The organism is Kitasatospora phosalacinea (assembly GCF_030268885.1).
Taxonomy (GTDB): Bacteria; Actinomycetota; Actinomycetes; order Streptomycetales; family Streptomycetaceae; genus Kitasatospora; species Kitasatospora phosalacinea_C.
This window is the reverse complement of sequence record NZ_BSSA01000031.1, coordinates 1-21,991: the sequence shown is the minus strand read 5'-3', so window position 1 is coordinate 21,991 and position 21,991 is coordinate 1. Positions and strand designations below refer to the sequence as shown.

Annotated in this window: 23 protein-coding genes; 13 read left to right on the top strand and 10 right to left on the bottom strand. The window is 74.8% G+C overall.

Annotated features, from left to right (window positions below; genetic code table 11):
- The first annotated feature begins 205 nt into the window (after positions 1 to 205).
- Positions 206 to 2,050 carry a cellulase family glycosylhydrolase gene (locus QSK52_RS31735; RefSeq protein WP_285739681.1) on the top strand — a complete coding sequence of 615 codons (1,845 nt, stop codon included), beginning with the start codon at positions 206 to 208 and terminating at the stop codon, positions 2,048 to 2,050.
- Positions 2,051 to 2,226: 176 nt separating this feature from the next.
- Here QSK52_RS31735 and QSK52_RS31730 read toward each other — a convergent pair whose 3' ends face one another.
- Complete coding sequence (locus QSK52_RS31730) at positions 2,227 to 3,075, bottom strand: SAM-dependent methyltransferase (RefSeq protein WP_285739680.1); 849 nt, start codon at positions 3,073 to 3,075, stop codon at positions 2,227 to 2,229.
- A 114-nt stretch (positions 3,076 to 3,189) separates the two neighbouring features.
- Here QSK52_RS31730 and QSK52_RS31725 point away from each other — a divergent pair, with 114 nt between their 5' ends.
- The gene (locus tag QSK52_RS31725; RefSeq protein ID WP_285739679.1) at positions 3,190 to 3,783 is read left to right on the top strand and encodes a MarR family winged helix-turn-helix transcriptional regulator; all 594 of its coding nucleotides are present in this window, start codon (positions 3,190 to 3,192) and stop codon (positions 3,781 to 3,783) included.
- Complete coding sequence (locus QSK52_RS31720; RefSeq protein WP_285739678.1) at positions 3,780 to 4,136, top strand: PRC-barrel domain-containing protein; 357 nt, start codon at positions 3,780 to 3,782, stop codon at positions 4,134 to 4,136. Before QSK52_RS31725 ends, QSK52_RS31720 begins: the two co-directional genes overlap by 4 nt.
- Positions 4,137 to 4,174: 38 nt before the next feature.
- On the opposite strand, the gene QSK52_RS31715 is transcribed toward QSK52_RS31720, so the two are convergent.
- Positions 4,175 to 4,570: an SsgA family sporulation/cell division regulator gene (locus QSK52_RS31715; RefSeq protein WP_285739677.1), complete on the bottom strand. Its 396-nt coding sequence runs from the start codon at positions 4,568 to 4,570 to the stop codon at positions 4,175 to 4,177.
- A 55-nt stretch (positions 4,571 to 4,625) separates the two neighbouring features.
- On the bottom strand, positions 4,626 to 5,000 hold the full coding sequence (locus QSK52_RS31710; RefSeq protein ID WP_285739676.1) for an SRPBCC family protein: 375 nt from the start codon (positions 4,998 to 5,000) through the stop codon (positions 4,626 to 4,628).
- Positions 5,001 to 5,206: 206 nt separating this feature from the next.
- Here QSK52_RS31710 and QSK52_RS31705 point away from each other — a divergent pair, with 206 nt between their 5' ends.
- The 3 genes from QSK52_RS31705 (at position 5,207) to QSK52_RS31695 (ending at position 7,229) form a co-directional block, all read left to right on the top strand.
- Positions 5,207 to 6,121, top strand: coding sequence for an RNA polymerase sigma factor SigF (locus QSK52_RS31705; protein ID WP_285739675.1), 915 nt, complete (start codon positions 5,207 to 5,209; stop codon positions 6,119 to 6,121).
- Positions 6,122 to 6,271: 150 nt separating this feature from the next.
- Positions 6,272 to 6,619, top strand: coding sequence for an STAS domain-containing protein (locus tag QSK52_RS31700; protein ID WP_285739674.1), 348 nt, complete (start codon positions 6,272 to 6,274; stop codon positions 6,617 to 6,619).
- Positions 6,620 to 6,761: 142 nt separating this feature from the next.
- Positions 6,762 to 7,229: an ATP-binding protein gene (locus tag QSK52_RS31695; protein WP_285739673.1), complete on the top strand. Its 468-nt coding sequence runs from the start codon at positions 6,762 to 6,764 to the stop codon at positions 7,227 to 7,229.
- Between the two features lie 146 nt (positions 7,230 to 7,375).
- Here QSK52_RS31695 and QSK52_RS31690 read toward each other — a convergent pair whose 3' ends face one another.
- Both QSK52_RS31690 and QSK52_RS31685 read right to left on the bottom strand, forming a co-directional pair.
- Entirely contained in the window at positions 7,376 to 7,678 is a 303-nt protein-coding gene (locus QSK52_RS31690) for a WhiB family transcriptional regulator (protein WP_285739672.1), read from the bottom strand.
- 658 nt (positions 7,679 to 8,336) lie between these two features.
- Positions 8,337 to 9,296, bottom strand: a complete 960-nt coding sequence (locus QSK52_RS31685) for an oxygenase MpaB family protein (RefSeq protein ID WP_285739671.1) — start codon at positions 9,294 to 9,296, stop codon at positions 8,337 to 8,339.
- Between the two features lie 229 nt (positions 9,297 to 9,525).
- On the opposite strand from QSK52_RS31685, the gene QSK52_RS31680 reads away from it, so the two are divergent.
- The 3 genes from QSK52_RS31680 (at position 9,526) to QSK52_RS31670 (ending at position 13,546) form a co-directional block, all read left to right on the top strand.
- Entirely contained in the window at positions 9,526 to 10,866 is a 1,341-nt protein-coding gene (locus QSK52_RS31680; RefSeq protein ID WP_285739670.1) for a hypothetical protein, read from the top strand.
- 98 nt (positions 10,867 to 10,964) lie between these two features.
- On the top strand, positions 10,965 to 12,191 hold the full coding sequence (locus QSK52_RS31675) for an AAA family ATPase (RefSeq protein ID WP_285739669.1): 1,227 nt from the start codon (positions 10,965 to 10,967) through the stop codon (positions 12,189 to 12,191).
- A 110-nt stretch (positions 12,192 to 12,301) separates the two neighbouring features.
- Positions 12,302 to 13,546, top strand: a complete 1,245-nt coding sequence (locus QSK52_RS31670; protein WP_285739754.1) for a vWA domain-containing protein — start codon at positions 12,302 to 12,304, stop codon at positions 13,544 to 13,546.
- Positions 13,547 to 13,600: 54 nt separating this feature from the next.
- On the opposite strand, the gene QSK52_RS31665 is transcribed toward QSK52_RS31670, so the two are convergent.
- The 4 genes from QSK52_RS31665 to QSK52_RS31650 form a co-directional block, all read right to left on the bottom strand.
- Positions 13,601 to 14,464: a biotin-dependent carboxyltransferase family protein gene (locus QSK52_RS31665; RefSeq protein WP_285739668.1), complete on the bottom strand. Its 864-nt coding sequence runs from the start codon at positions 14,462 to 14,464 to the stop codon at positions 13,601 to 13,603.
- 110 nt (positions 14,465 to 14,574) lie between these two features.
- Positions 14,575 to 15,204 (bottom strand): 5-oxoprolinase subunit B family protein, encoded by a 630-nt coding sequence (locus QSK52_RS31660; protein ID WP_435053413.1) that lies wholly within the window; start codon positions 15,202 to 15,204, stop codon positions 14,575 to 14,577.
- 255 nt (positions 15,205 to 15,459) lie between these two features.
- Positions 15,460 to 16,032, bottom strand: coding sequence for a DUF6114 domain-containing protein (locus QSK52_RS31655; RefSeq protein WP_285739666.1), 573 nt, complete (start codon positions 16,030 to 16,032; stop codon positions 15,460 to 15,462).
- A complete protein-coding gene (locus QSK52_RS31650; RefSeq protein ID WP_285739665.1) occupies positions 16,022 to 16,651 on the bottom strand; it encodes a DUF6230 family protein in 630 nt (209 codons plus the stop codon). The genes QSK52_RS31655 and QSK52_RS31650 overlap by 11 nt, the downstream gene beginning before the upstream one ends.
- A gap of 649 nt (positions 16,652 to 17,300) precedes the next feature.
- Between QSK52_RS31650 and QSK52_RS31645 the strand changes: the two genes are divergently transcribed.
- Positions 17,301 to 18,266: a hypothetical protein gene (locus QSK52_RS31645; RefSeq protein ID WP_285739664.1), complete on the top strand. Its 966-nt coding sequence runs from the start codon at positions 17,301 to 17,303 to the stop codon at positions 18,264 to 18,266.
- A gap of 121 nt (positions 18,267 to 18,387) precedes the next feature.
- Entirely contained in the window at positions 18,388 to 19,050 is a 663-nt protein-coding gene (locus QSK52_RS31640) for a Tat pathway signal sequence domain protein (RefSeq protein WP_285739663.1), read from the top strand.
- 67 nt (positions 19,051 to 19,117) lie between these two features.
- Here the strand turns inward: QSK52_RS31640 and QSK52_RS31635 are convergent, their stop codons facing one another.
- Positions 19,118 to 19,732, bottom strand: coding sequence for a helix-turn-helix domain-containing protein (locus tag QSK52_RS31635; RefSeq protein WP_435053410.1), 615 nt, complete (start codon positions 19,730 to 19,732; stop codon positions 19,118 to 19,120).
- A gap of 82 nt (positions 19,733 to 19,814) precedes the next feature.
- On the opposite strand from QSK52_RS31635, the gene QSK52_RS31630 reads away from it, so the two are divergent.
- Both QSK52_RS31630 and QSK52_RS31625 read left to right on the top strand, forming a co-directional pair.
- Positions 19,815 to 21,434 (top strand): SAM-dependent methyltransferase, encoded by a 1,620-nt coding sequence (locus QSK52_RS31630; protein ID WP_285739662.1) that lies wholly within the window; start codon positions 19,815 to 19,817, stop codon positions 21,432 to 21,434.
- A gap of 130 nt (positions 21,435 to 21,564) precedes the next feature.
- A partial coding sequence (locus QSK52_RS31625) for an electron transfer flavoprotein subunit beta/FixA family protein (RefSeq protein ID WP_435053409.1) occupies positions 21,565 to 21,991 on the top strand: 427 nt, incomplete at its 3' end.

The following is a 21,991-nucleotide window of genomic DNA, read 5'->3' as shown; positions in this document are numbered from 1 at the left end:
ATCGAGTGGGAGCGCTCCCAGAACTCTTGACGACCCCTCGGACCGTCTGGCTTCATATGGCAGGCCCGCGAGGGCTGCCAGTGGGAGCGCTCCCGAAAGCCTCGCCACACGACCGTCCTGTCCCATCCTCCCCGGCACCACGAACGTCTCGGACCACCCCACCCCCACCGGACGCCCCCCACGCGTCCAGAGAGGAACGAGACCCATGCACCTCCAGCTGCGCCGGCGCCTGACGCGCCGACTGGCGGGCTGCGCGGCGGCCCTGGCCGCCGCACTCGTCACCACCCTGACCGCCCCGGCGGTCCCCGCGGCCCAGGCCGCCACCGGTACGACCACCACCGCCGCGGCCGCCGCCACCGCGGGGGCCGGGTACTGGCACACCAGCGGTCGGCAGATCCTGGACGAGGCCGGGACCCCGGTGCGGATCGCGGGCATCAACTGGTTCGGCTTCGAGACCTCCAACTACGTGCCCCACGGCCTGTGGAGCCGCGACTACAAGTCGATGATCGACCAGATGAAGTCGCTGGGCTACAACACCATCCGGCTGCCGTACAGCGACGACATCTTCAAGGGCACCACCCCGACCAGCATCAACACCTCCAGCGGGATGAACGCCGACCTGGTCGGCCTGAACTCGCTCGGCGTGATGGACAAGCTGGTCAACTACGCGGGCAGCATCGGCATGAAGGTCATCCTGGACCGCCACCGCCCGGACTCCGGCGGGCAGTCGGCGCTCTGGTACACCGCCTCGGTGCCGGAGTCGACCTGGCTGGCGAACCTGAAGACGATCGCCGCCCGGTACGCGGGCAACTCCGCCGTGGTCGGCATCGACCTGCACAACGAGCCGCACGACCCGGCCTGTTGGGGCTGCGGCGACACCTCCACCGACTGGCGGCTGGCCGCCCAGCGCGGCGGCGAGGCGGTGCTGTCGGCCAACTCGAAGCTGCTGATCTTCGTCGAGGGCGTGCAGAGCTTCAACGGCAGCTCGTACTGGTGGGGCGGCAACCTGCAGGGCGCGGGGCAGTACCCGGTCCAACTGAGCGTCCCCAACCGGGTGGTGTACTCCGCGCACGACTACGCCACCAGCGTGGCGCAACAGACCTGGTTCTCCGACCCGAGCTTCCCGTCGAACATGCCGGGCGTGTGGGACAAGAACTGGGGTTACCTGTTCAACCAGAACATCGCCCCGGTGTGGGTCGGCGAGTTCGGCACCACGCTCCAGTCGACCACCGACCAGGCCTGGTTGAAGGCCCTGGTGCAGTACCTGCGGCCGACCGCGACGTACGGGGCGGACTCCTTCCAGTGGACGTTCTGGTCGTGGAACCCCAACTCCGGTGACACCGGCGGCATCCTGAACGACGACTGGACCACGGTCAACACGGTCAAGGACGGCTACCTGGCCTCGGTCAAGGCCCCGGGCTTCGGCTCCTCCGGCGGCACCGGCACCGGCGACGTCCAGGCGCCTTCCGTGCCGGGCGGGTTGACCGTCTCCGGCACCACGGCGAGCAGCGTCTCGCTGTCCTGGACGGCGTCCACCGACAACACCGCGGTCACCGGCTACGACGTGTACCGCAACGGGGCGAAGGTCGGTTCGCCGACCGGAACCTCCTACACCGACAGCGGGTTGAGCGCGGCGACGGCGTACAGCTACACCGTCCGGGCGAAGGACGCGGCGGGCAACGTGTCGGCCGCCTCGGCGGCGGTGACGGCGACCACCGCGACCGGCGGCACCGGCACCGGCTCCGGGTGCTCGGCGACGATCAGCCTGAACGACTGGGGCAGCGGCCTGACCGCGACGGTGACCGTCACCAACACCGGCACCGCGGCCACCAAGGGCTGGCAGGTCTCCTGGACGTGGCCCACCAGCCTGCAGATCAGCGGGGGTTGGGGCGCGAACGTGACCCGCAGCGGGCAGACCGTCACCGCGACGAGCCTGTCCTACAACGGGGCGCTGGCTCCGGCGGCGTCCACCTCGTTCGGCGTCCAGGCGACCCGGACCGACGCCTCGGCGTCGGCGACCGCGACGGCGGTGTGCACCGCGACCTCCTGACCGACCCCGCACCACGTCCTGCACAACACCCGTTCACCGTCGGCCGGTTCTTCCGGTCGGCGGTGAACGTGCTTGTGCGGCAGAGTGGTTCGGACGGTTCGACGGCCTGCGGGAGCGCCCGGCACGACGGCCGGTCCGGCGGCCCGGACCGCCGGACCGGGCGTCGGTGCGGCGGTTCAGGCCGGGCGGTGGGCCTCCAGGAAGCCCGCGCCGTCGAAGCCCCCGACGGGCGGGAGTTCGCGTCCGAGGCTCGCGGCGAAGGCGTCGATCGCGGTGAAGTGGGTCCGCCAGCCGTGCGCGTCCAGCCAGTCGGCGGTGCCGGAGCCGAGGCCGCCGCGCCACAGGGCGGTCATCTCGGTGAGTCCCGCCTCGGCCGGGACCTCGGACAGGTCGCGGCCCTGCTCGGTCAGCAGGCGGCTGCCGGGTGCGGACAGGCCGCCGACGGCGGTGAGGAGCCCGGCGGCCTGGTCCGCGTCGAGGTAGACCAGCAGCCCCTCGGCCAGCCAGTCGGTGGGCCGCGCGGGGTCGAACCCGGCGGCCAGCAGCCGGTCCGTCCAGTCGGGGTCGGCCAGGTCGGCGGGCAGCGCGGTGCGCTCGCAGGCCGCCTCGGCCACCTGCTCGTCGAGGACCCCCTGCTTGAAGTCGAGGACGGCGGGCAGGTCGATCTCGAACAGCCGGGTGCCGGACGGCCAGGCCAGCCGGTGGGCGCGGGTGTCGAGCCCGGCGGCGAGCAGCACGACCTGGCGGGGGCCGAGGGCGAGCAGCCGGTCGTCGTAGAAGCGGGTGCGCATGACGCCCCGGGCGACCAGCAGCCGGGCGAGCGGCCCGGCCGGGCCCGCGGTGGGCAGCGGGGTGCCGGAGGCTTCGATGAACGCCAGGGCGTAGGGGTCGGTGAACAGCGGCTCCGGCCGGCTGCTCTCGTAGGCGCGCACCCGGGCCACCGAGAGCGCGGTGCGGGAGACGGGGCTCAGCTGGGCGGCGCGGTGCGCGCCGGGGTCGGAGCCGGCGGGCTCGTTGGTCGTCATGCCGCCAAACTACATCGCCACAGATACATCTTGGAAGATGCATCCTCGGTGATGCATCTCCGGTGATACATCTTCGCCGATGCAGTGGGCGGGCGGGGCGGTAGCCTGTCCGCCATGGACGGCGTACGGCTTCTGCGACTGGGCAAGCGGCTCACCGAACTCGGCCGGGCGATGGTCACCGACCACGCCTCGGAGACCCTCAGCCCGGGCGAGATCGCGGTGGTCTCCGACGTGTACCAGCACCCCGGCAGCTCGGTGCAGGACATCCGGGTGCGCACCGGCTTCGCCCAGAGCCACGTCTCCACCTCCGTCGCCCGCCTGCGCGAACGCGGCCTGCTGGAGGCCGCCCCCGACCCGGCCGACGGGCGCCGCACCCTGCTGTCCGTCTCGGCGCTCGCCCGCGGCTACGTCCGCGCCCGGGCCGCCCGCCCCGCCGAACCGCTGCTCGCCCGGGCCCTGCCCGACCCCGCGCAGGCCCGGCGGGCCGCCGAGCTGCTCGACGAGCTCTGCGCCCTGCTGCTCCCCGCGCCGACGCCCGCCACGCCTCCCGGCACGCCTCCCACCGCCCCGAGCACCGCTCCGACGCCGTCCGCCCCGCCCCCGGACGTCTGGCCGCCCGTCCGGGAAGCGCGCTCCGCCGCCGTCGGTGAGCATGGAACGGACGGGGACGCACAGGGTCCGAGCCCAGCCCACGGAGGCCGTGAATGATCGAGATCGCCGACATCCGGGAGTGGCGCAACCACGACGTGGTCGACCAGGACGGCAAGAAGATCGGCAGCCTGGAGAACGTCTACGTCGACACCGCCACCGACCTGCCGTCCTTCGCCACCGTCACGGTCGGCATGCTCGGCCGGCACCGCCTGGTGTTCGTGCCGATCGCGGACGCGGTGGCCGGTCCCGGCTACCTGCGGGTGCCGTTCAACCGCAACGACGTGAAGAACGCACCGTCCATCGGCATCGACGACGTGCTCGCCGCCGAGCAGGAGCCCGAGGTCTTCGCGCACTACCACCTCGACTACGCCACCGGCGCGGGCGGCGAACGGCGGCTGGCCCGCCGCTGAACCGCCCCTCGGGCCCGCTCCGCGCGGGCCCGGGCCGCTCAGGCCGACAGCAGCCCGGCCAGCTCGCCCTCCCAGTCGATCCGCTCGGACTCGCTACCCAGCGGCACCAGTTCGAGGGTGACGGCGAGGAAGGCCGCGATCGCGGCGCAGTCCACGGTGAGCACCACCGAGCCGCCGGCGCCGCCGAGCACCAGGCAGAGCAGTCCGTCGTCGACGGGCGCGAAGTGCAGGTCGCCCTCGCCGACCGGCCCGTGCAGCGCGGCGAGCAGCATCTCCCGGGACAGCACCCAGCCCGCCCCGGCGGCGCGCGGGCCGAAGTCGAGGCTGACCGCGTACGGGTCGTCGGGTCGGTAGCGCCAGACGGTCTCGAGGTGGACGGCGGCGCCGTCGGGGGCGAGCAGGTGCAGGGTGATCCGCTCGGTGACGGGGCCCATGGCGGTGCTCCCTTCCGTTTCTCGCGGGCTGCTGGGACGAACGAAGCGGGCCGGCTCAGGCGGCCTGGTGGTGCTGCTGGTGCTCCTCGACCCGCGCCTTGAAGGCGGCGAGGTCGTCGATGACCTTGCGGTCGGTGAAGCCGAGCCCCTCGACCAGGTGGCCCCACAGCCCGTGCGGTTCGGTGTCGAGCTGGAGCATCAGCCGGGTGCTGTGGTCGGTGACGCGGTGGAAGGTGACGACTCCGGAGTGTCCGGGCAGCTCGGGGCCGCCGCTCCAGGCGATCCGGTCGGGCGGCAGCACCTCGGTCGCGGTGGCGCCGCGTCCCGCCCCGCCGCGCATGCACGCGGGCAGCGACTCGGTGTCGGTCCACTCGCGGTAGACCGTGCCGATCGGCGCGTCGATCTCGATGGACTCCTCGATCCGGCCCATGGTGTTCCCTCCTTCGCCGGAGTGCGGCCGCCGGGCGCGGTCCGCGTCGGTGGGCCGCCTGCCCCGCCCGCCGGACCGCATGCACGTCCGATCGGTTCGAAAATCGTCACATTTCCTTCACTCAACCTTCACGGTCGTATCCTGCATGATCGAAGGAACCCCGGGTACCCGGGGACGGACCGGCCGGAGACGAGGAAAGGACTGGCATGCCCGTGCCCACTGATGAACTTCTCCTGAACGCCACCACCGAGGCGCCCTCCGACCAGCTCGGAGCGGCCCGGCCCGCGCCCGCGGGCGCGTCCCTGCTCGACGTTCCGGGCCTCGACCCGGAGGTGCTCGCCGACCCGGCGAACGCCTCGCCGAGCGACGCCCGCGAGATGACCCGGGTGCTGCTGCGGCGGCTGGCGGGCCTGGAGGAGGGCACCCGTGAGTTCAGCTACGTCCGCAACACCCTGATCGAGCTGAACCTGACCCTGGTCCGGTTCGCGATCCGCCGCTTCGGACACAGCAAGGAGCCGTACGAGGACCTGCTGCAGGTCGGCTCGGTCGGCCTGATCAAGGCGATCGACCGGTTCGACCCGAACCTGGGCGTCGAGTTCACCACGTACGCGGTGCCCACCATCGTCGGCGAGATACGGCGCCACTTCCGGGACACCACCTGGTCCGTGCACGTGCCGCGCCGGCTGCAGGAGCTGCGCCTGGACCTGGCGAAGGCGCAGGACGCGCTGGCCCAGACCCTGGACCACGAGCCGACCGTCGCCGACCTCGCCGAGTACCTCTCGCTGACCGAGGAGGAGGTGATCGAGGGGCTGGCCGCCGCGAACGCGCACACCGCCGGCTCCCTCGACCTGACCTCCCCGGGCGAGGGCGACGGGCAGCAGCCCGCCGAGCGGCTGGGCCGGGTGGACGGGCGGTTCGCGCTGGTGGAGAACCTGGTCGCGCTGAAGCCGATGATCGCGCAGCTCCCGGAGCGGGAGCGGCAGATCCTGGCGATGCGGTTCACCGAGGACCTCACCCAGTCGCAGATCGGCGAGCGCCTCGGGCTGTCGCAGATGCACGTGTCCCGGCTGCTGTCGCGGACGCTGGCCAAGCTGCGCACCGGCCTGGTGGCCGAGGACTGACCTCCCGCCAATTCTCGTTGCCGTGACGGCCAGGGCCGTCCGCGCCGACCGCACCGGGCTCCCCGTCTCGACCGCCGGGCCCGTCAATGCGTAAGGTCGAGGGAGATCGGTCGAAGGAACAGGACGAGGATGCCAGCCGAGAACTTGCCCATGGCCCCCCTGGCCGTCGATGTCCGGCGCACACCGTCGCACGCGGCGGTGTGCGTACTGGCGGGCGACCTGGACATCGAAACCCTGGCCCCCGCCCGGGAGGCGCTCGACCTGCTGCTCTCCGAGCGCCCCCCGGTCGTGGTGGTCGACCTCGGACGGGTCGACTTCTGCGACTCGTCCGGGCTGAACCTGCTGCTCCAGACCCGGATGGCCGCCACCGACGCGGGGGTGGCCTTCCACCTGGCGGCGCTCTCCGGGTCGGTCCGGCACCTGCTCGAACTGACCGGCGCGAAGGCCGTGTTCGCCGTCCACGAGACGGTGGAAGCGGCCCTCGCGGCGGACGGGTGAGCCTGTGCGCACATCAACCACCGCGTCACGAACGACCAGGCATCCCCGGCATAATCCGGGGTCTGCCGGGAAACCGACTCGTGAGACCGAGCTGATGAGATGGACCGATGAAACCGCCGCCCAGAGCGAAGGGAACCCGCACGTGACACCGAGCCGGGGGACCCTCGACGGCGACCGTCCCGACGCCGGGGCGGCGCTGCCCCGGGGTGGACAGCGCCGTCGCCTGCGCCTGGCGGGCGTGCCGCGCCCGGTGGCCCGCGCCAGGGCGTTCACCGCGGAGGCGCTGGGCGACTGGTCGTGGTCCACCCCGCCCGACCCCGACCTCCCCGAGGACGTCGTGCTGCTGGTCGCCGAGCTCGTCGGCAACGCCATGCTGCACGCGGGCGGTCCGCTCGAACTCGTCCTGGACGCGACGCCCGACCGGCTGCGGATCGAGGTGTCCGACGCGTCGGAGGTCCTGCCGACGCTGCGCACCCCGCACCTGCCCGGCCTGCCCGGCGGACACGGCCTGTACATCGTGCAGCGCACCGCCGACCGCTGGGGTGCGGACCGGCACAGCCAGGGCAAGTCCATCTGGGCGGAGATCGACGCGACCCGACTGCTCGCCTGAGCCGCAGGAACAGCCGAAACGCGGAAAACGGAGGCGGCCCCCGGAGAACCGGGGGCCGCCTCCGTCGCACACTCGTCCGTCCGCTCGGTCCGTCCGCTCGGTCCGTCCGCTCGGCAGGCGCCTCGGCGGACGTCCCGACGGGCGTCTCAACGTGCGACGCGGGCGCGGTTGCGCCGCCGACGACGCAGCATGCCGCGCCGCTCCTCCTCGGTGCAGCCGCCCCACACGCCGTAGCGTTCACGGGCGGCCAGGGCGTGCATCAGGCAGCGCTCGCGGACGGGGCAGCGGGCGCAGACGGCCTTGGCGGCGCGGTCGCGGTCGTCGTGGGCCTGGCCCCGCTCCCCCGCGGGGTGGAAGAACAGCTGGGAGTCGGCGGCGCGGCAGGCGCCGCTGAGCTGCCACTCCCACTCCTCCTCGTGGGCGCCGGGCAGGTGCGAGATCACGGTCATCTGGTGCTCCTTCCGTCGGACGGTCGGACCATCGGTCCGTCGTACTGGCAGACGAGCTGCTGGGCAGCTGTGCGGATGAACGGATTTCCGTCCGTCTAACCGCGATCCGCCGGGCGAAGCACCCACTGACCGAAGCGCCCACTGACCGGAGCGCCCTCGACCGCGCCGACGGCCGGTCCGCGCGGAAGGTCCCCGGTCAGTCGCCCTCGTCCTCGCTCGTGCCTCCACGACTTCGTCTCGGCCCCGCTGCTCTCCGTCCTGCTGCCCGGGCGGCCCGGGCACCGCCCGACCGCCCGCGGACGCGCCGGTCCGGGTCGGCTGGCGGGTTCGGCGCGGACGGGGCACGGTGGACGGGGGGCTGTCGTGCACCACGTGCACCACGCGAGAGGAGAGGCCATGTCGTCGAAGCGCCGCCGCAAGAAGAAGGCCCGCGCGAGGCGCGGAGCGAACCACGGCCGTCGGCCCCAGTGCTGACGTCCGCACTCCCCGCACCCCACGCTGACCACTGACGACGCCGGAGCGGCCGTCGCCCCCGGAACCCAGCCCGGACGCGACGGCCGCTCCACCACGTCTCCCGCTGCGCCACGTCCGGGCCCGTCGCGTCCCGGGCCCGGCCCGTCGCGTCCCGGCCCGTCGCGTCCGGGCCCGCCGCCCGCGCTCAGCGTCCCGCGGCGTCCCCCGCCGGAACGGCCGGCCTCGCCCGGGCCCGGGCGGTCGCGGCGGCGCGGATCGGGGACAGTCCGCAGGCCCACACCATGGCGGCGCCGAGCAGCCGGGCCAGCGGGCGGTCCCACAGCCGACGGACGGCCCAGGGGCGGCGGATGCCGAGCGCGGAGCGGGCCCAGGCGGGCAGCAGGCCGACCGCCGCGTTGGTGAGGACGCGGACGGCGAGGCGCTCGCGCCCGGTCCGACCGAAGCCGCGCAGCAGCCCGACGGCCTCCAGCGCCTCGGGTCCGGCCCGTAGCGCACCGCGCGCCCCGCTCAGGTAGCGGGCGAGTCCGGCGCGGGAGAGGGGCACGCCGTCGGCGCCCAGGAGTTGGCCGATCTGGGCGACCTCGGCGAGGTAGTCGTCGCACTGCGCCGCGGTCAACCGGTCACCCCCGGCGAAGACCTGGTGTCCCGCCAGGAAGCAGGCCACTTCGGCGGTGTGCACCCAGCACAGCAGGTCGGGGTCGTCGGCCCGGTACGGCCGCCCCTCGGCGTCGCGACCGCGGACGTGACCGTGGATGCGGCGGACGTCGGCGATCGCGGCCTCGGCGGCGGCGGAGGAGCCGAGCGTGGTGGTGGAGACGAACCGGGCGGTGCGGTGCAGTCGGCCGACCGGGTCGGTGCGGTAGTCGGAGTGCTGGGCGACGGCGCGCATCGCCACGGGGTGCAGCGACTGGAGCATCAGCGCGGCGAACCCGCCGACCAGCATCCCGGCCGGGTGCCCGTGCACCCGCCACACCACGCTGTCCGGGCCGAACAGCCCCGGGTCACCGGCCGGGCGGTCGTAGCGCTCCAGGTGCAGGTCGGCGCCGTGCACCGTGGAGTTGATCTCCCGCAGCAGGCGCAGTCGCAGCACCTCGCCGGGCCGCCGCCACCGGGGCCGTCCGCCCGTCGCCCGCCCGTCCGACATCCTCCACCGCCCTTCCGCCACCGGCTCCCTGTCCCTTCCCGTCACCCTACGTCGGGAACCGTCCGGGACCCGTCCGGGGAGCGTCCGAGGAGCGCCCGGGGAGCGCACGGGCAGCGGCGCGCGGGCGGGCGGGACCGGAACGGGGCTGACAGGTCGCCGCTCTGCGGCTACGATCACCGGCGATGACTACTCACGGATTGGAGGTCCCGTCCTTCCGAAGTGCGTGCTGATGTACGACACTTCCCTCCTGGACGAGGACACCCGCAACAGTTTCTGGTCGCGCGTCCGGCGTTTCGCCGTTCCCCCGGCCATGATCGAGACCGCCACCGCCCGCCGTGCGCTGGGCGATTGGGGCGGAGCCTGCGCAGCGGCCGGATGCGATCCGGAGATCGAGCTGCGCGCCGTCACCCGCACGTACGGGTCCGAGCTGACGGGTCGGCTCCGGGCCGACCTGCGGCACCTGGCCCCCGACCTGCTGCGCTGGCACCTGCCGCGGATCGCCCCGGACGGGGTGCTGCGGCCCGGACTGACGCTGTCCCTGGCGCGCTACCCGCGCGACGGGGGCGGGCCGCCGCTGCACCTGGTCGCCCGGACGGCGCCCGGCCACGCCTCGGCGGGCCAGCGGATCGGGCTGGCGCTGTGGGACGCCGCCGTCCGCCCGTCCGCCGGGCGGCCCCGGCCGCGCCCCGACCCGCGCTTCCGCCTCGACCTGCACCGTCACCTCTGGGACGCCCGCCGCGCCCCCGAACTCGCCGACCGCACCGCTGACCTGACGGACGGTCAGGTCGCGGACGCGGCATGGGAGTTCGAGGCCGCCCTGCTCCGGTCGGCGGACGGGCTGCCGGAGGACGCCCCCGTCGTGGTGCGGCTCGCCCACCGGCGGCACCTGCTGCTCGGCGGCGGTCCGACCGCGGCGGCGAGGGCCGGGCGCGGGGTGCGCGGCCTCGCCGTGCTGCCGGACGCCGCCACGTGGACGCCGCCCGACCTGCTGCTGCTCCGTACGGGGCTGCTCGGGCCGGACGCGCTGCACCCGCTGGTGGCCGCCGCGCTCGCCCCCGACCACCGGCCCGCGCATGACCCCGCTCGGCCCGAACGGGCGTACGGGGACGGTCCGTTGACGGTGGAGTGCCGTGGCGTTGCGCACCGGATCGCCGTGGTCGACGGGGTGCTGGTGCCGCTCGACCACGACCCGGAGCAGTTGCGGCGCGAGGAGGCACTGGCGGAGCTCGGCGGGCCCCCGCTGCCGTGCCTGCGGGCGATCGACCGCGCGCACCGGCAGCCGGAGAACCTGGACTCCGTCCGGCAGCGGCTGCTGCACGGCGACCGCGCCGGGGCGCTCGCCGCCGTGCACCGGCTCATCGGCCCGCGGGCCGTGCTGCGCCACGGCCCGCTGGCCGAGGCGCTGGACGCCGACCTGCAGCACCGCCTGGTCCGCAGCCTGTACGCGGCCGGTCTCGGACCGGTCCGCAGCCGCTACGACACCGCTCCCGTCCCCGCGCCGGGTGAACCGCGCCCGAACGGCCGCCCGCACCGCCTCCCTCCGCACAGCCGACGGCGCCGGACGTCCTGACAGGGCCGGCGCCCCGCCGTGCCCCGCCGTGCCCCGCCGTGCCGTGCCCTGCCCTGCCCTGCCCCGCACGCCTCCTCCGACCCCAAAGGTGATCACCCATGCCTTCTTCCGTTTCGCCCTCGCCCCAACTCGCCCTCGCCGACCGCCTCCTGGGTCTACTGAAGGAGTCCGGCACCGAGCCCCGGCAGGACCTCCAGACCGAGGCGCTGACCCTCGCCGTCGCCGCCGACCTGCCGGTCCTGCTGTGGGGCGAGCCCGGCATCGGCAAGACCGCCGCGCTGAACCAGCTCGCCACCGAACTCGACCTGCCGCTCACCACGGTGATCGCCAGCGTCCACGAGCCGTCCGACTTCTCCGGCCTGCCGGTGATCGGTGACGACCCCGCCGTGCAGGGCGTGCCGCTGGCGCCGCCGGACTGGGCGGTGCGGCTGGTCCGGCAGGGCCGCGGGCTGCTGTTCCTCGACGAACTGTCCACCGCGCCACCGGCGGTGCAGGCCGCACTGCTCCGGCTGGTGCTGGAGCGGCGGATCGGTTCGCTGCAACTCCCGCCGGGGGTGAGGATCGTGGCGGCGGCCAACCCGCGCGCCTCGGCCGCCGACGGCTGGGAGCTGAGCCCGCCGCTGGCCAACCGCTTCGTCCACCTGGACTGGGTGCACGACGCCGAGGTGGTGGTGCGCGGCCTGGGCGGCGTGTGGCCGCGCGCCGAACTGCCCCGGCTGGACGCCGAACGGCTGCCCGCCGCGGTCGAGTTCGCCCGCCGAGCGGTGTGCGGGCTGCTCACCGTCCGGCCCGAGCTGACCCACCGGCTGCCGTCCGCCGAGACCCGGCGCGGCAAGGCGTGGCCTTCGCCGCGCAGTTGGGAGATGACCGTGCGGCTGCTCGCGTTCGGTTCGGCGGCCGGCTCCTCCCGCGAGGTGCTGTCGCTGCTGGTGCGCGGCACCGTCGGCGACGGGCCGGGGCTCGAACTCCTGGCCACCGTCGACCGGATGGACCTGCCCGCGCCCGAGGACCTGCTCGCCGACCCGGCCGCCGCCGTCCTGCCCGAGCGCGGCGACCTGCGGCAGACCGTGCTGGACGGGGTGGTGGCCGCCGTCCGTTCCCGTCCGACCCGCGAACGCTGGGACTCCGCCTGGGCGTTGATGGCCCGCGCACTGGAGAGCAGCCCGCCCGACCTGCTGGTGGTGCCGGTGACCACGCTCGCCTCGCTGCGCCAGGACGCCTGGGAGGTACCGGAGTTGGTCCACCGCTTCGCCGGTGCGCTGCAGGTCTCCCGCCGGGCCGAGCGTTCGGCGGCCCGCGTCCCCGCCACCACGGGGCGCCGGTGAACCCCCCGGCGGTGAGTACCCCGGCGGTGAGCACCCCGACCGGAGCGGGCGCAGCCGGAGCGGGCGCAGCCGGAGCGGACGCGGCCGCCACCGCCACCGGCCGGACGGCGCTGCGGCTGGACACCGAGAAGCTGTTCGCGGCCCGGCTGCACGCGGTGCGGGCCCGCCCGTACCTGGCGACGGCGCTGTTCGCGATGCACGTGGTGGAGTCGTCCCGGGTGCCGACCATGGCCGTGGACCGGTACTGGCGGTGCTACGTCTCGCCCGGGTTCGTCGACCGCACCTCCGAGGAGGAGCTGGCCTCGGTCTGGGTGCACGAGGTCTCGCACCTGCTGCGCGACCACGCCCGGCGCGGCGACCGGGCGATGCGCTCACTGGGCCTGGACGGCCCGGCCGACCGGCTGCGGATCAACCTGGCCGCGGACTGCGAGATCAACGACGACGCGTTCGGCGACGGCCTGGTCCGGCCGGTCGACGCGGTCTACCCGAGCACCCTCGGGCTGGCCGAGGGCGGGCTGATGGAGGACTACCTGCGGCAGTTCACCATCGGCACCAAGTACCAGCGCCTGGTCTGGCTGGAGTGCGGCAGCGGCGCCGACGGCCTGGAACGGGAGTGGGAGTCCGGCCCGGGCTGCCCGCACGACCCGGACGCGGACTGCGACTGCCGGTACGGCCTGGCCCCGCACGAGCGCGACCTGGTCCGCTTCCGGGTCGCCCAGGGCATCCTGGCCCGGCCCGGCAGCACCCCCGCGGGCTGGCGGCGCTGGGCCCGGGAGGCCTTCCACCCGCCGCAGCCCTGGCGGGAGCTGCTCGGCGCGGCGGTCCGCTCCGCGGTGGCCGCGGCGGGCGCGGGCACCGACTACAGCTACGGCCGCCCGGCGCGCCGCTCGTCCGCCCTCCCCGGGGTCGTGCTGCCCTCGCTGCGCCGCCGACCGCCCCGGGTGGTGGTGGTCGTCGACACCTCGGGGTCGGTCAGCGACGGCGAGCTGGGCAGCGCACTGCTGGAGACCGCGGCGATCCTGCGCGCGGTGGACGGGCGGCGCGACCTGGTCTCGGTGCTCTCCTGCGACGCCGCCGCCCGGCTGGTCCGGCAGGCCGCCGCCGAGGGCGGGTTGGAGCTGGTCGGCGGTGGCGGCACCGACCTGCGGACCGGTTTCGCCGCGGCCCTGCGCCGCCGTCCCGCCCCGGACGTGGTCGTCGTCCTGACGGACGGCCAGACCCCGTGGCCGAGCAGTCCGCCCCCGTGCCGCACCGTCGTCGGCCTGTTCCCGCGCCCCCGCAGCGTGGACGAGGACGATCCCGACTACCTGCCGGACGCCCCGCCGAGCTGGGCGAAGGTCGTCACCCTGGGTTGACGTGCCGCCGGGGGCGGGGCGGAACCGGGGGCCTCCCCCGGTTCCCTTCCGTCCTCAGCCCGGCCGACCGTCCGGCCGACCCTCCAGCCGGAAGTGCAGCACGTCGCCGGGCCTGGCCTGGGCGGCCGCGTCCAGGTCGGCCCGGCGGACCACCGCGATCACCGGGTACCCGCCGGTGACGGGGTGGTCGGCGAGGAACAGGATCGGCCGCCCGGACGGCGGCACCTGGAGCGCGCCGCCCACCATGCCCTCGGAGGGCAGTTCGCCGCTCCGGGCCCGTTCCAGCACGGGGCCGTCCAGCCGCATGCCGACCCGGTCGCTGTCGGCGGTCACGGTGTACGGCTCGCCGCACAGGGTGCGCAGCGCGGCGGGGGTGAACCAGTCGTCGCGCGGCCCCGGGACCACGTGCAGCACGAGGGGCCCGGTCCGGTCGCGGCGCGGGGCGTGCTCGGCGGCGGGCCAGCCGGTGGCGGCGGTGCCGACGGGCAGCAGCTGTCCGGCCGTCAGCCGTTGCGGTCCGAGTCCGGCGAGGGTGTCGGTGGCGCGGGAGCCCAGCACCGCGGGGACGTCCAGCCCGCCGCGGACGGCCAGGTAGGCGCGCAGGCCGCGGCCGGGCGTGCCGATCCGCAGCCGGGCCCCGGCGGGCACCGCCAGCGGGGTGCGCGGGCCGACCGGGCGACCGTCCACCCAGGCCGGGCAGTCGGCTCCGGCGAGCGCGCAGGTGGCGGCCCGGCGGAACGCCAATTCGACGCCGCCGAGCGGCATTTCGAGCCCCGCGGCGTCCTCCGGGTTGCCCACCAGCCGGTTGGCGAGCCGCAGCGCACCCCGGTCGGCGGCTCCGGAGCGCCCCACCCCGAGCGCGGCCAGCCCGGGGCGTCCCAGGTCCTGCACGGTCGCCCCGTACCCGGCCCGCACCACCAGCAGCGCGGCCCTCCCGGCGTCCGCGCCCCCTCCCGCTCCCGCTCCCGGTACACCGTCTCGCGCCGGTACAGCCTCTCGCGCCGGTGCGGCGTCCTCGACGGGCCCGTTCACGACTCCCCTCCCTGCCCCGCCACGACGAAGCGCACGGCGGTCCCCGGGCGCAGCCGGGTGGGCGGGTCGGCGGCGGCGTCCCACAGCGGGAGGTCGGTGGTGCCGAGCAGTTGCCAGCCGCCGGGCGAGGTGCGGGGGTAGACGCCGGTGTACTCGTCGGCGACGGCGACCGCCCCGGCGGGGACGCGGGTGCGGGGTTCGGCGCGGCGCGGCACCCGCAGGCGCGGGTCGAGTCCGGTGAGGTAGGCGAAGCCGGGGGCGAAGCCGCAGAACGCGACGCGGTAGTGCCCGGCGGTGTGGCGTTCGACGACCTGGCGTTCCGTCAGCCCGGCCAGCCGGGCGACCTCGGCGAGGTCGGGCCCGTCGTAGCGGACGGGGACGACCACGGTCTCGGCGGCGGAGGCCGGTGGCGCCTCGCGCAGCGGGAGCGCGGTGACGGCGGCCCGCAGGCGCTGCCAGTCGGTCGCGGACGGGTCGTAGCGGACCAGGACGGTACGGGCGGCGGGGACGAGTTCGCCGGTGCCCGTGGGCGGGGCGTCGCGCAGGGCGGCGTGCAGCCGCTGGGCCTGTTCGGCGTCCTCGGCCTCGATCAGGACGGCGTCGCTGCCGCACCGCAGTACCCGCACCGCACCCGTCCCGTCCGCCGTGGCCATGCCCGCCGCCGTGTGCCCGCCGTGTGCCCGCTCCCGCGGGTCCGCCGCCGGGCCCGTTGCACCGTCGCGGCCGTTCGCGGGCCGTCGGCTGCCCAAGGTACCAAGAAGTGGCGGGCCGTCACCGGCGTCCGGTGCGGGCCCGGCCGCGGTCCCCGCCCGCTCGGTGTGCGGGGGCCGCGGCCGGGGCGTCCGACGGTGGCCACGCTCCTCCGCCGGGCGCCGCCCCGGTCAGGCCGGGGTCGCTTCGGGTGCCGGTCCGCGCCCCGCGCCGCCGTCCGTCCCGCCGTCCGTCCCGCCGTTCGCCGCGCGGTCCGTGCCGCGGTCCGTGCCGCGTTTCGGTTCCCGGCGCAGCAGGCGGCGGCGTCGGGGTTGGTCGGGGAGCCAGCCGAAGGCGAGGCTGCTGCCGGTCAGGCCGAGCAGCAGGCCGATGAAGAAGCCGCCGAGGTTGGAGGTGACCCAGGTGCCGAGGGTGGCGACGACGGCGACCAGGGAGTAGAAGACCCGTTGGACGGGGTGGAAGATCAGCAGCAGTCCGCAGAGCACCATGAGCGCGGGGACGAGGTAGCCCGCCAGGCCGAGCATGCCGATGCGGATGACCATGCGCATCGGGGCCTTCTCGGTGAACAGGATCTCGCTCCCGGCCAGGACGACCAGCAGGCCGCCCCAGAAGGGCCGGCGTCCGCGCCAGCCCGCGAAGCCGCGCGGGGCGGCGGGTGTGTCGGTGAGGGGCGTCTCGGCGGCGGGCCGGGCGGCCGTGGTGTCGGCCGCCCGGTCCGGTGCCGGTCCGGGTTCAGCAGCCATCGCTGCTGAAGCTGAGGTGCATGTTGGGCAGGCGGAAGGTTCCGGCGGTGGTGGCGTAGTTCTGCTGCCGGAAGTGGTCGACGGTGACGATGTCGCCCTGCTGGCCGAACATGCCGGGCGGGCCGGCCACGCCGCCCTTGTCGAAGGTGCTGGCGTCGCGGCCGACTTCCAGTCCCTTGAACTCGGCGTCGCCGCTCATCAGGTCGGAGTCGGTGGTGAGGTTCTCGGCGGTGACGGGAGTGCCCTTGTCGCCCGCCGTGATCAGCAGGTTGATGCCGCCCAGGTTGACGCTCTGGCAGAGCTTGGTCAGTGACGCCTGCTTGACCACCGTCTGGATCAGGAACAGCTGGCCGCCGGTGTCCCCGGCGTTGGGGCTGTTCTCGATCATGTTGTCGAGGGTGCCGAACTGTTCGAACCCGCTGCCGTCCAGCTTGTCGGCGGTGACCTGGAAGGCCATGCCGGAGATGGCGAACTGGGTGGCGAGGACGTTCTGCGCGGTCAGGGTCACCAGGACGCCCGCGGTGACGCAGGCCGGTATCGCCATCAGTGCGGCGCGGCGCAGCCGGACCCGGCCGCGCCCGGTCGTGGTGGCGGCGGGTTGTTCTGCGGAGGGTGCCATGGACAGCTCCAGAGGGTTCGGGTGGGGGATCCGCGGCTCTTCGTGGGTGCGAGTGCCTGGCGTGGGCCCGGAACGTCAACTGTGGTGCACGGCAGTACAATTGACGATCTTTCTCACAACCGGCGAGCTGACTGGAAGTTACCCCGGGGTACATGGCGGGTCAATACTTCGCGCACCGTCCCGGATTTCCGGAATCCGGGTCAACTCCCGTGACCGATGGGGCACTTGAGACAACCATCTGACCGAACTCCACTCACCTTCCTTCCAACTTCGGTGCACCGCCTTGACGTTGGACCGGAAGGCCGCCTAGAACTTGGCAGGTACCCGGCGGTAACCACGGCATCCCGCCGCACCCACCGGGTCGTTCTCGCTCCGGCCCGGCGCACTTCCCGTACGGGGGCGCCGCGTTCCCGGTACGGCGGGCCGCTCGCGGCGCAACGGTGGCAGTCGTGCGCCCTCGGCCCGGTCGCTCGTGGCGTCGAGCGCCCTGCTCACCGGGCCCACCCCGCTCCACCGCACAGCGACCCGGCCACCCCCGGCCACCGGCTCCTCCCCGCACCGGCCCGTCCGGCCACCGCGGCCCGTTCCGGCACCCCACCCGTCCGGTCGCACCGCCCTGCCCACCCCCTGCCGTCAGGAGTGCCCCGCCATGCGCCCCACCCTGCGCACCAGCCCGCCCACCCCCGCACCCACCGCCCCCGCACCCCGGCGCCGGCTCCGCCGCCTACTGCCGCCCGCCGCCGTCCTCGCCTGCGCCGCGCTGCTGTCCGGCACCGCCCCGGCCTCCGCCGCCACCGCGGCGCCCGGCGCCCCGTACACCGGCATGGGCAACTGTCCGCTCGCCGCGCCCGCCATGCAGAACCCGGAGAACCTCCAGGTGGGCTGCCTGGTGTCGGTGACCAAGGCCGGGAAGTTCACCCTCGGCAGCACCGTGGTGCCGTTCAACTCGCCGATCACGCTGCAGTTCGGCTTCTACTGGGACAAGTCGGCGCCCGAGGTGTCGTTCCCGGACGGCAGCAGCGCCAACCAGTACACCGTGGTGCCGCCGACCGGCGCGCCGCTGCTCAGCGCGCCGATGGTGCAGATCAACATCCCGGGCATCCAGAACTACCTGCCGGGGATCACCAGCGTCTTCGCCCAGGTCGAACTCGCGGGCCCGGTCACCAAGTTCACGCCGCTGGCGACCGGCGAGCCGTACCCGGTGTTCCAGCTGCCGATCAAACTCCACCTGTACAACGCGCTGTTCGGCCTGCACTGCTACGTCGGCTCGGACTCGGCGCCGCTGCTGCTCAAGCCCACCACGGGCACCACCGGCTCCACCCCGCCGATGACCGGCGACCCGGGCACCCTGGACTACGCCCCGGACCCCAACGGGCACAACGCGCTGGCCATTTCGGAGACCGGCGCGTCACTGGTCGACAACACCTTCACGGTGCCCGGCGCCAACGGGTGCGGCGTGCTCGGCTCGCTGAACCAGATCATCAACTGGACCATGGGCCTGCCCGCCGCCGCGGGCAAGGACTCGGTGAGCTTCCAGCAGACCGACGCCTCCTTCGTACTGGACGCCGACATCGCCGACCTCACCGCCGCGTTGAGCGACAGCTCCGCCCACTGACCGACCCCGCTCCCCCACCTGCCCGTGCCGCCCCGTCCCAGCGCGGGGGCGGCACGCGCTCCGGCGAGCGTGCCGGAGCAGCTCCGTCCGATCCCCCACCCACCGGAAGGAACGAACCCTCATGCGCAACCGCACCTTCGCGGGCGTCGCCGCCCTCGCCGCCGCCGGGGCCCTGCTCGCCCTGCCCGCCGCGCCCGCCACCGCGGCCGGGACCACCCCGGTGCTGACCATCGCCGGGACCACCACCCCCGTCGGGGTCGGCGACAGCCTGTCCGCGAACCTGGTGAGCGGCACCCTGGCCACCATGTACAACCCGGGCACCACCACCGGCGTCAAGTGCACCACCTCCACCATCGGCGGCAGCGTGAGCAGCAACCCGCTCGCCACCGGCTCCGCCACCGCGTCCGGCCCGGTCGGCACCCTGACCTTCTCCGGCTGCACCTCCAACGTGGTCGGCGTCACCGGCGTGAACAGCCTGACCATGAGCAACCTGCCCTACACCCTGAGCATCTCCGACTCCGCCGGGTTCCCGGTCACCCTCAGCGGTTCCGTCCAGGCGGTGGTCAGCCTCAAGACCCTGGCCGGGAACGCCCTGTGCACCTACTCCTCCACCGGCGGCGCCCTCAACGGCAACGCCACCAACAGCCCGGCGCAGATCACCATGACCAACCAGGGCTTCACCAAGCTGTCCGGCCCGAGCATCTGCTTCGCCAGCATCAGCTTCTCGGCCGCCTACGGTCCGGTCACCGACACCACCCTCGGCGGCACGGTCTTCGTCAACTGACGCCCCGCCACCGCCCGTTCGGACGCCGCGCCCACCCCCACGGGCGCGGCGTCCCGCCGTCCGGCCGTCAGTCCCCGTCCCTCCCGGCCCTGTCGGCGGTGCGCGCCCGCACGTGCACCCGCTCCCCCTGCGGCCCGAACAGGCTGAGGAACTCCACCGGCAGCCGCCCCGCGTTGGTGAACAGGTGCGGCGTCCGGGTGTCGAACTCCGCCGCCTCGCCCGCCTTCAGCACCACCTCGTGCTCGCCCAGCTTCAGCAGCAGCTCCCCGGAGAGCACGTACAGCCACTCGTGGCCCTCGTGGGTGCGCTGCTCGCAGTTCTCCCGGCTGCCGCCCGCCGGGACGACGATCTTGTACGCCTGCATGCCGCCGAGGCTGCGGGCCAGCGGAAGGTACGTCCAGCCGTGCCGGACGAACGGGCGCAGCCGCACCCGGGGATCGCCGGTCGGCGGGGCGTCGACGAGTTCGTCCAGGGCCACGCCGTGCGCGCGGGCCAGCGGCAGCAGCAGTTCCAGGGTCGGCCGCCGCCCGCCGGACTCCAGCCGGGACAGCGTGCTGACCGAGATGCCGGTCTGCTCGCTCAGCTGCGCCAGCGTGGTGCCGTGCTGCTGGCGGATCGCCCGCAGCCGGGGGCCGACGCCCGTCAGCACCGCCTCGAAGTCCTCGCCCATCGCCTCGCCCATCGTCCTGCTCCTCTCCGCCCCTCCATTTGCCACCTCAGCAACATTGTTTGTCAATCCGGCGAACCCGGCGCACCATCGGAGCATGACCACGACGCACCAGCACCCGCACCCCGACCAGCACCCGCACCCGGTCCGCCACCACGACGTCCTGATCGTCGGCGGCGGCGCCGCCGGGCTCAGCGGCGCCCTGACCCTGGCCCGGGCGCGCCGCTCCGTCCTGGTGGTCGACTCCGGCCGGCCGCGCAACGCGCCCGCCGAGGGCATCCACGGCCTGCTCGGCCGCGAGGGCCTGCCGCCCGCCGAGCTCGTCGCCCTCGGCCGGGCCGAAGTCGCCTCGTACGGCGGCGAGTTCCACGACGCGGAGGTGCTGTCCGTCAGCCGCGAGGCGGAGGGCGGCTTCCGCGCCAAGCTGTCGGACGGCAGCGCCGTGCACGCCCGCCGCCTGCTGCTGACCACCGGCACCACCGACCTGCTGCCCGAGGTGCCCGGTCTGGCCGGGCGCTGGGGGCGCCAGGTGGTGCACTGCCCGTACTGCCACGGCTGGGAGGTCCGCGACCGGAAGATCGCCGTGCTGGCCACCAACCCGGTGGTCGCCGTGCACCAGGCGCTGCTGTGGCGGCAGTGGAGCGGGGACGTCACGCTGCTCGCGCACACCGGCGGGCCGTTCGACGAGCAGCAGCGGCGCGAACTGGCCGCCCGCGGGGTGAGCGTGGTGCCCGGCGAGGTGGTCGCGCTGCTGCCCGAGGACGACGGCGCCGAGCTGACCGGCGTGCGGCTGGCCGACGGCACCGTGGTGGCGTGCGAGGCGCTGGCCGTCGGCACCGAGATGGCCGTGACCGCGCCGTTCCTGGCCGAGCTGGGCCTGGCGGCCACCGACCTGGTCCGCGAGGGCGTCCGCTTCGCCACCCGGCTGGCCACCACCGACCCGACCGGCGCCACCGGCGTCCCCGGCGTGTGGGCGGCGGGCAACCTGACCGACCCGGCCGCGCAGGTCGCGATCGCCGCCGCGGACGGGCTGCGGGCCGCCGCCGCGATCAACGCCGACCTGGTCGCCGAGGAGACCCGCCTCGCCGTCGACGCGGTCGAGTTCTGGGAGAAGCGCTACGGCGAGAGCGAGCAGATCTGGAGCGGCCGCCCGAACGCCTCGCTGACCGTGCAGGCCGCCGGCCTGGAGCCCGGCCGGGCGCTCGACCTGGGCTGCGGCGAGGGCGGGGACGCGCTCTGGCTGGCCGAGCAGGGCTGGCAGGTCACCGCCGTCGACATCTCGCGGGTCGCGCTGGAGCGGGCCGCCGCCCGGGCCGCCGTCGCGGGCCTCGCCGACCGGATCGACTGGCAGCGCGTCGACCTGGCGCACGACTTCCCGTCCGGCGCGTACGACCTGGTCTCGGCGCAGTTCCTCCACTCGCCCGCCGAGTTCCCGCGCGAGCGGGTGCTGCGCCGGGCCGCCGCGGCCGTCGCCCCCGGCGGCACGCTGCTGGTCACCAGCCACGCCGCGCCCCCGGTCAAGCACGACCGCCCGCACCCCGAGATGCACTTCCCCACCCCCGCGGAGATGCTCGCCTCGCTGCGGCTGGACCCGGCGCAGTGGACGGTCGAGCTCGCCGAGGAGCACGCCCGGCACGACCACCCCGGGCACCCCGTCACCGACCCGGACGCCCGCCCGCACCGCGACTCCACCCTGCGCCTGCGCCGGGCCGCCTGAGCCCGGCCACCGGCCCGCGCGCCCTGGGAACTGAGTCCCCTCTCACACCCCCACCAGAGTGGATCTGTGGCACGGAGTGTGGTCTAGTGGGGGAACTCAGTTCCCTCCCGCGTGAAAGGACAAGGTGGCCGTGAGCTTGAGGATCGTTGTCTGTGTGAAGTACGTGCCCGACGCGACCGGTGACCGTCGCTTCGCGGACGATGCCACCACCGACCGGGAGGGCGTGGACGGCCTCCTGTCGGAGCTGGACGAGTACGGCGTCGAGCAGGCGCTGCGGATCGCGGAGGCCAACGAGGGCGCCGAGGTGACGGTGCTGACCGTGGGCCCGGACGACGCGAAGGACGCGCTGCGCAAGGCGCTGTCGATGGGCGCGGACAAGGCCGTGCACGTCAACGACGACGACATCCACGGCACCGACGCGATCGGCACCTCGGCGATCCTGGCGGCGGCGCTGGAGAAGACCGGCTACGACCTGGTGGTGTGCGGCATGGCCTCCACCGACGGCACGATGGGCGTGCTGCCCGCGCTGCTGGCCGAGCGCCTGGGCGTGCCGCAGG

Bases quoted from the DNA above. Each gene is read 5' to 3' on its own strand.
- QSK52_RS31645 (WP_285739664.1), top strand. From the start codon at position 17,301: ATGCGCCCCACCCTGCGCACCAGCCCGCCCACCCCCGCACCCACCGCC.
- QSK52_RS31630 (WP_285739662.1), top strand. From the start codon at position 19,815: ATGACCACGACGCACCAGCACCCGCACCCCGACCAGCACCCGCACCCG.
- QSK52_RS31720 (WP_285739678.1), top strand. From the start codon at position 3,780: ATGATCGAGATCGCCGACATCCGGGAGTGGCGCAACCACGACGTGGTC.
- QSK52_RS31680 (WP_285739670.1), top strand. From the start codon at position 9,526: ATGTACGACACTTCCCTCCTGGACGAGGACACCCGCAACAGTTTCTGG.
- QSK52_RS31650 (WP_285739665.1), bottom strand. From the start codon at position 16,651: ATGGCACCCTCCGCAGAACAACCCGCCGCCACCACGACCGGGCGCGGC.
- QSK52_RS31655 (WP_285739666.1), bottom strand. From the start codon at position 16,032: ATGGCTGCTGAACCCGGACCGGCACCGGACCGGGCGGCCGACACCACG.
- QSK52_RS31700 (WP_285739674.1), top strand. From the start codon at position 6,272: ATGGCCCCCCTGGCCGTCGATGTCCGGCGCACACCGTCGCACGCGGCG.
- QSK52_RS31635 (WP_435053410.1), bottom strand. From the start codon at position 19,732: ATGGGCGAGGCGATGGGCGAGGACTTCGAGGCGGTGCTGACGGGCGTC.
- QSK52_RS31640 (WP_285739663.1), top strand. From the start codon at position 18,388: ATGCGCAACCGCACCTTCGCGGGCGTCGCCGCCCTCGCCGCCGCCGGG.
- QSK52_RS31735 (WP_285739681.1), top strand. From the start codon at position 206: ATGCACCTCCAGCTGCGCCGGCGCCTGACGCGCCGACTGGCGGGCTGC.
- QSK52_RS31685 (WP_285739671.1), bottom strand. From the start codon at position 9,296: ATGTCGGACGGGCGGGCGACGGGCGGACGGCCCCGGTGGCGGCGGCCC.
- QSK52_RS31710 (WP_285739676.1), bottom strand. From the start codon at position 5,000: ATGGGCCGGATCGAGGAGTCCATCGAGATCGACGCGCCGATCGGCACG.
- QSK52_RS31690 (WP_285739672.1), bottom strand. From the start codon at position 7,678: ATGACCGTGATCTCGCACCTGCCCGGCGCCCACGAGGAGGAGTGGGAG.
- QSK52_RS31725 (WP_285739679.1), top strand. From the start codon at position 3,190: ATGGACGGCGTACGGCTTCTGCGACTGGGCAAGCGGCTCACCGAACTC.
- QSK52_RS31715 (WP_285739677.1), bottom strand. From the start codon at position 4,570: ATGGGCCCCGTCACCGAGCGGATCACCCTGCACCTGCTCGCCCCCGAC.
- QSK52_RS31675 (WP_285739669.1), top strand. From the start codon at position 10,965: ATGCCTTCTTCCGTTTCGCCCTCGCCCCAACTCGCCCTCGCCGACCGC.
- QSK52_RS31730 (WP_285739680.1), bottom strand. From the start codon at position 3,075: ATGACGACCAACGAGCCCGCCGGCTCCGACCCCGGCGCGCACCGCGCC.
- QSK52_RS31705 (WP_285739675.1), top strand. From the start codon at position 5,207: ATGCCCGTGCCCACTGATGAACTTCTCCTGAACGCCACCACCGAGGCG.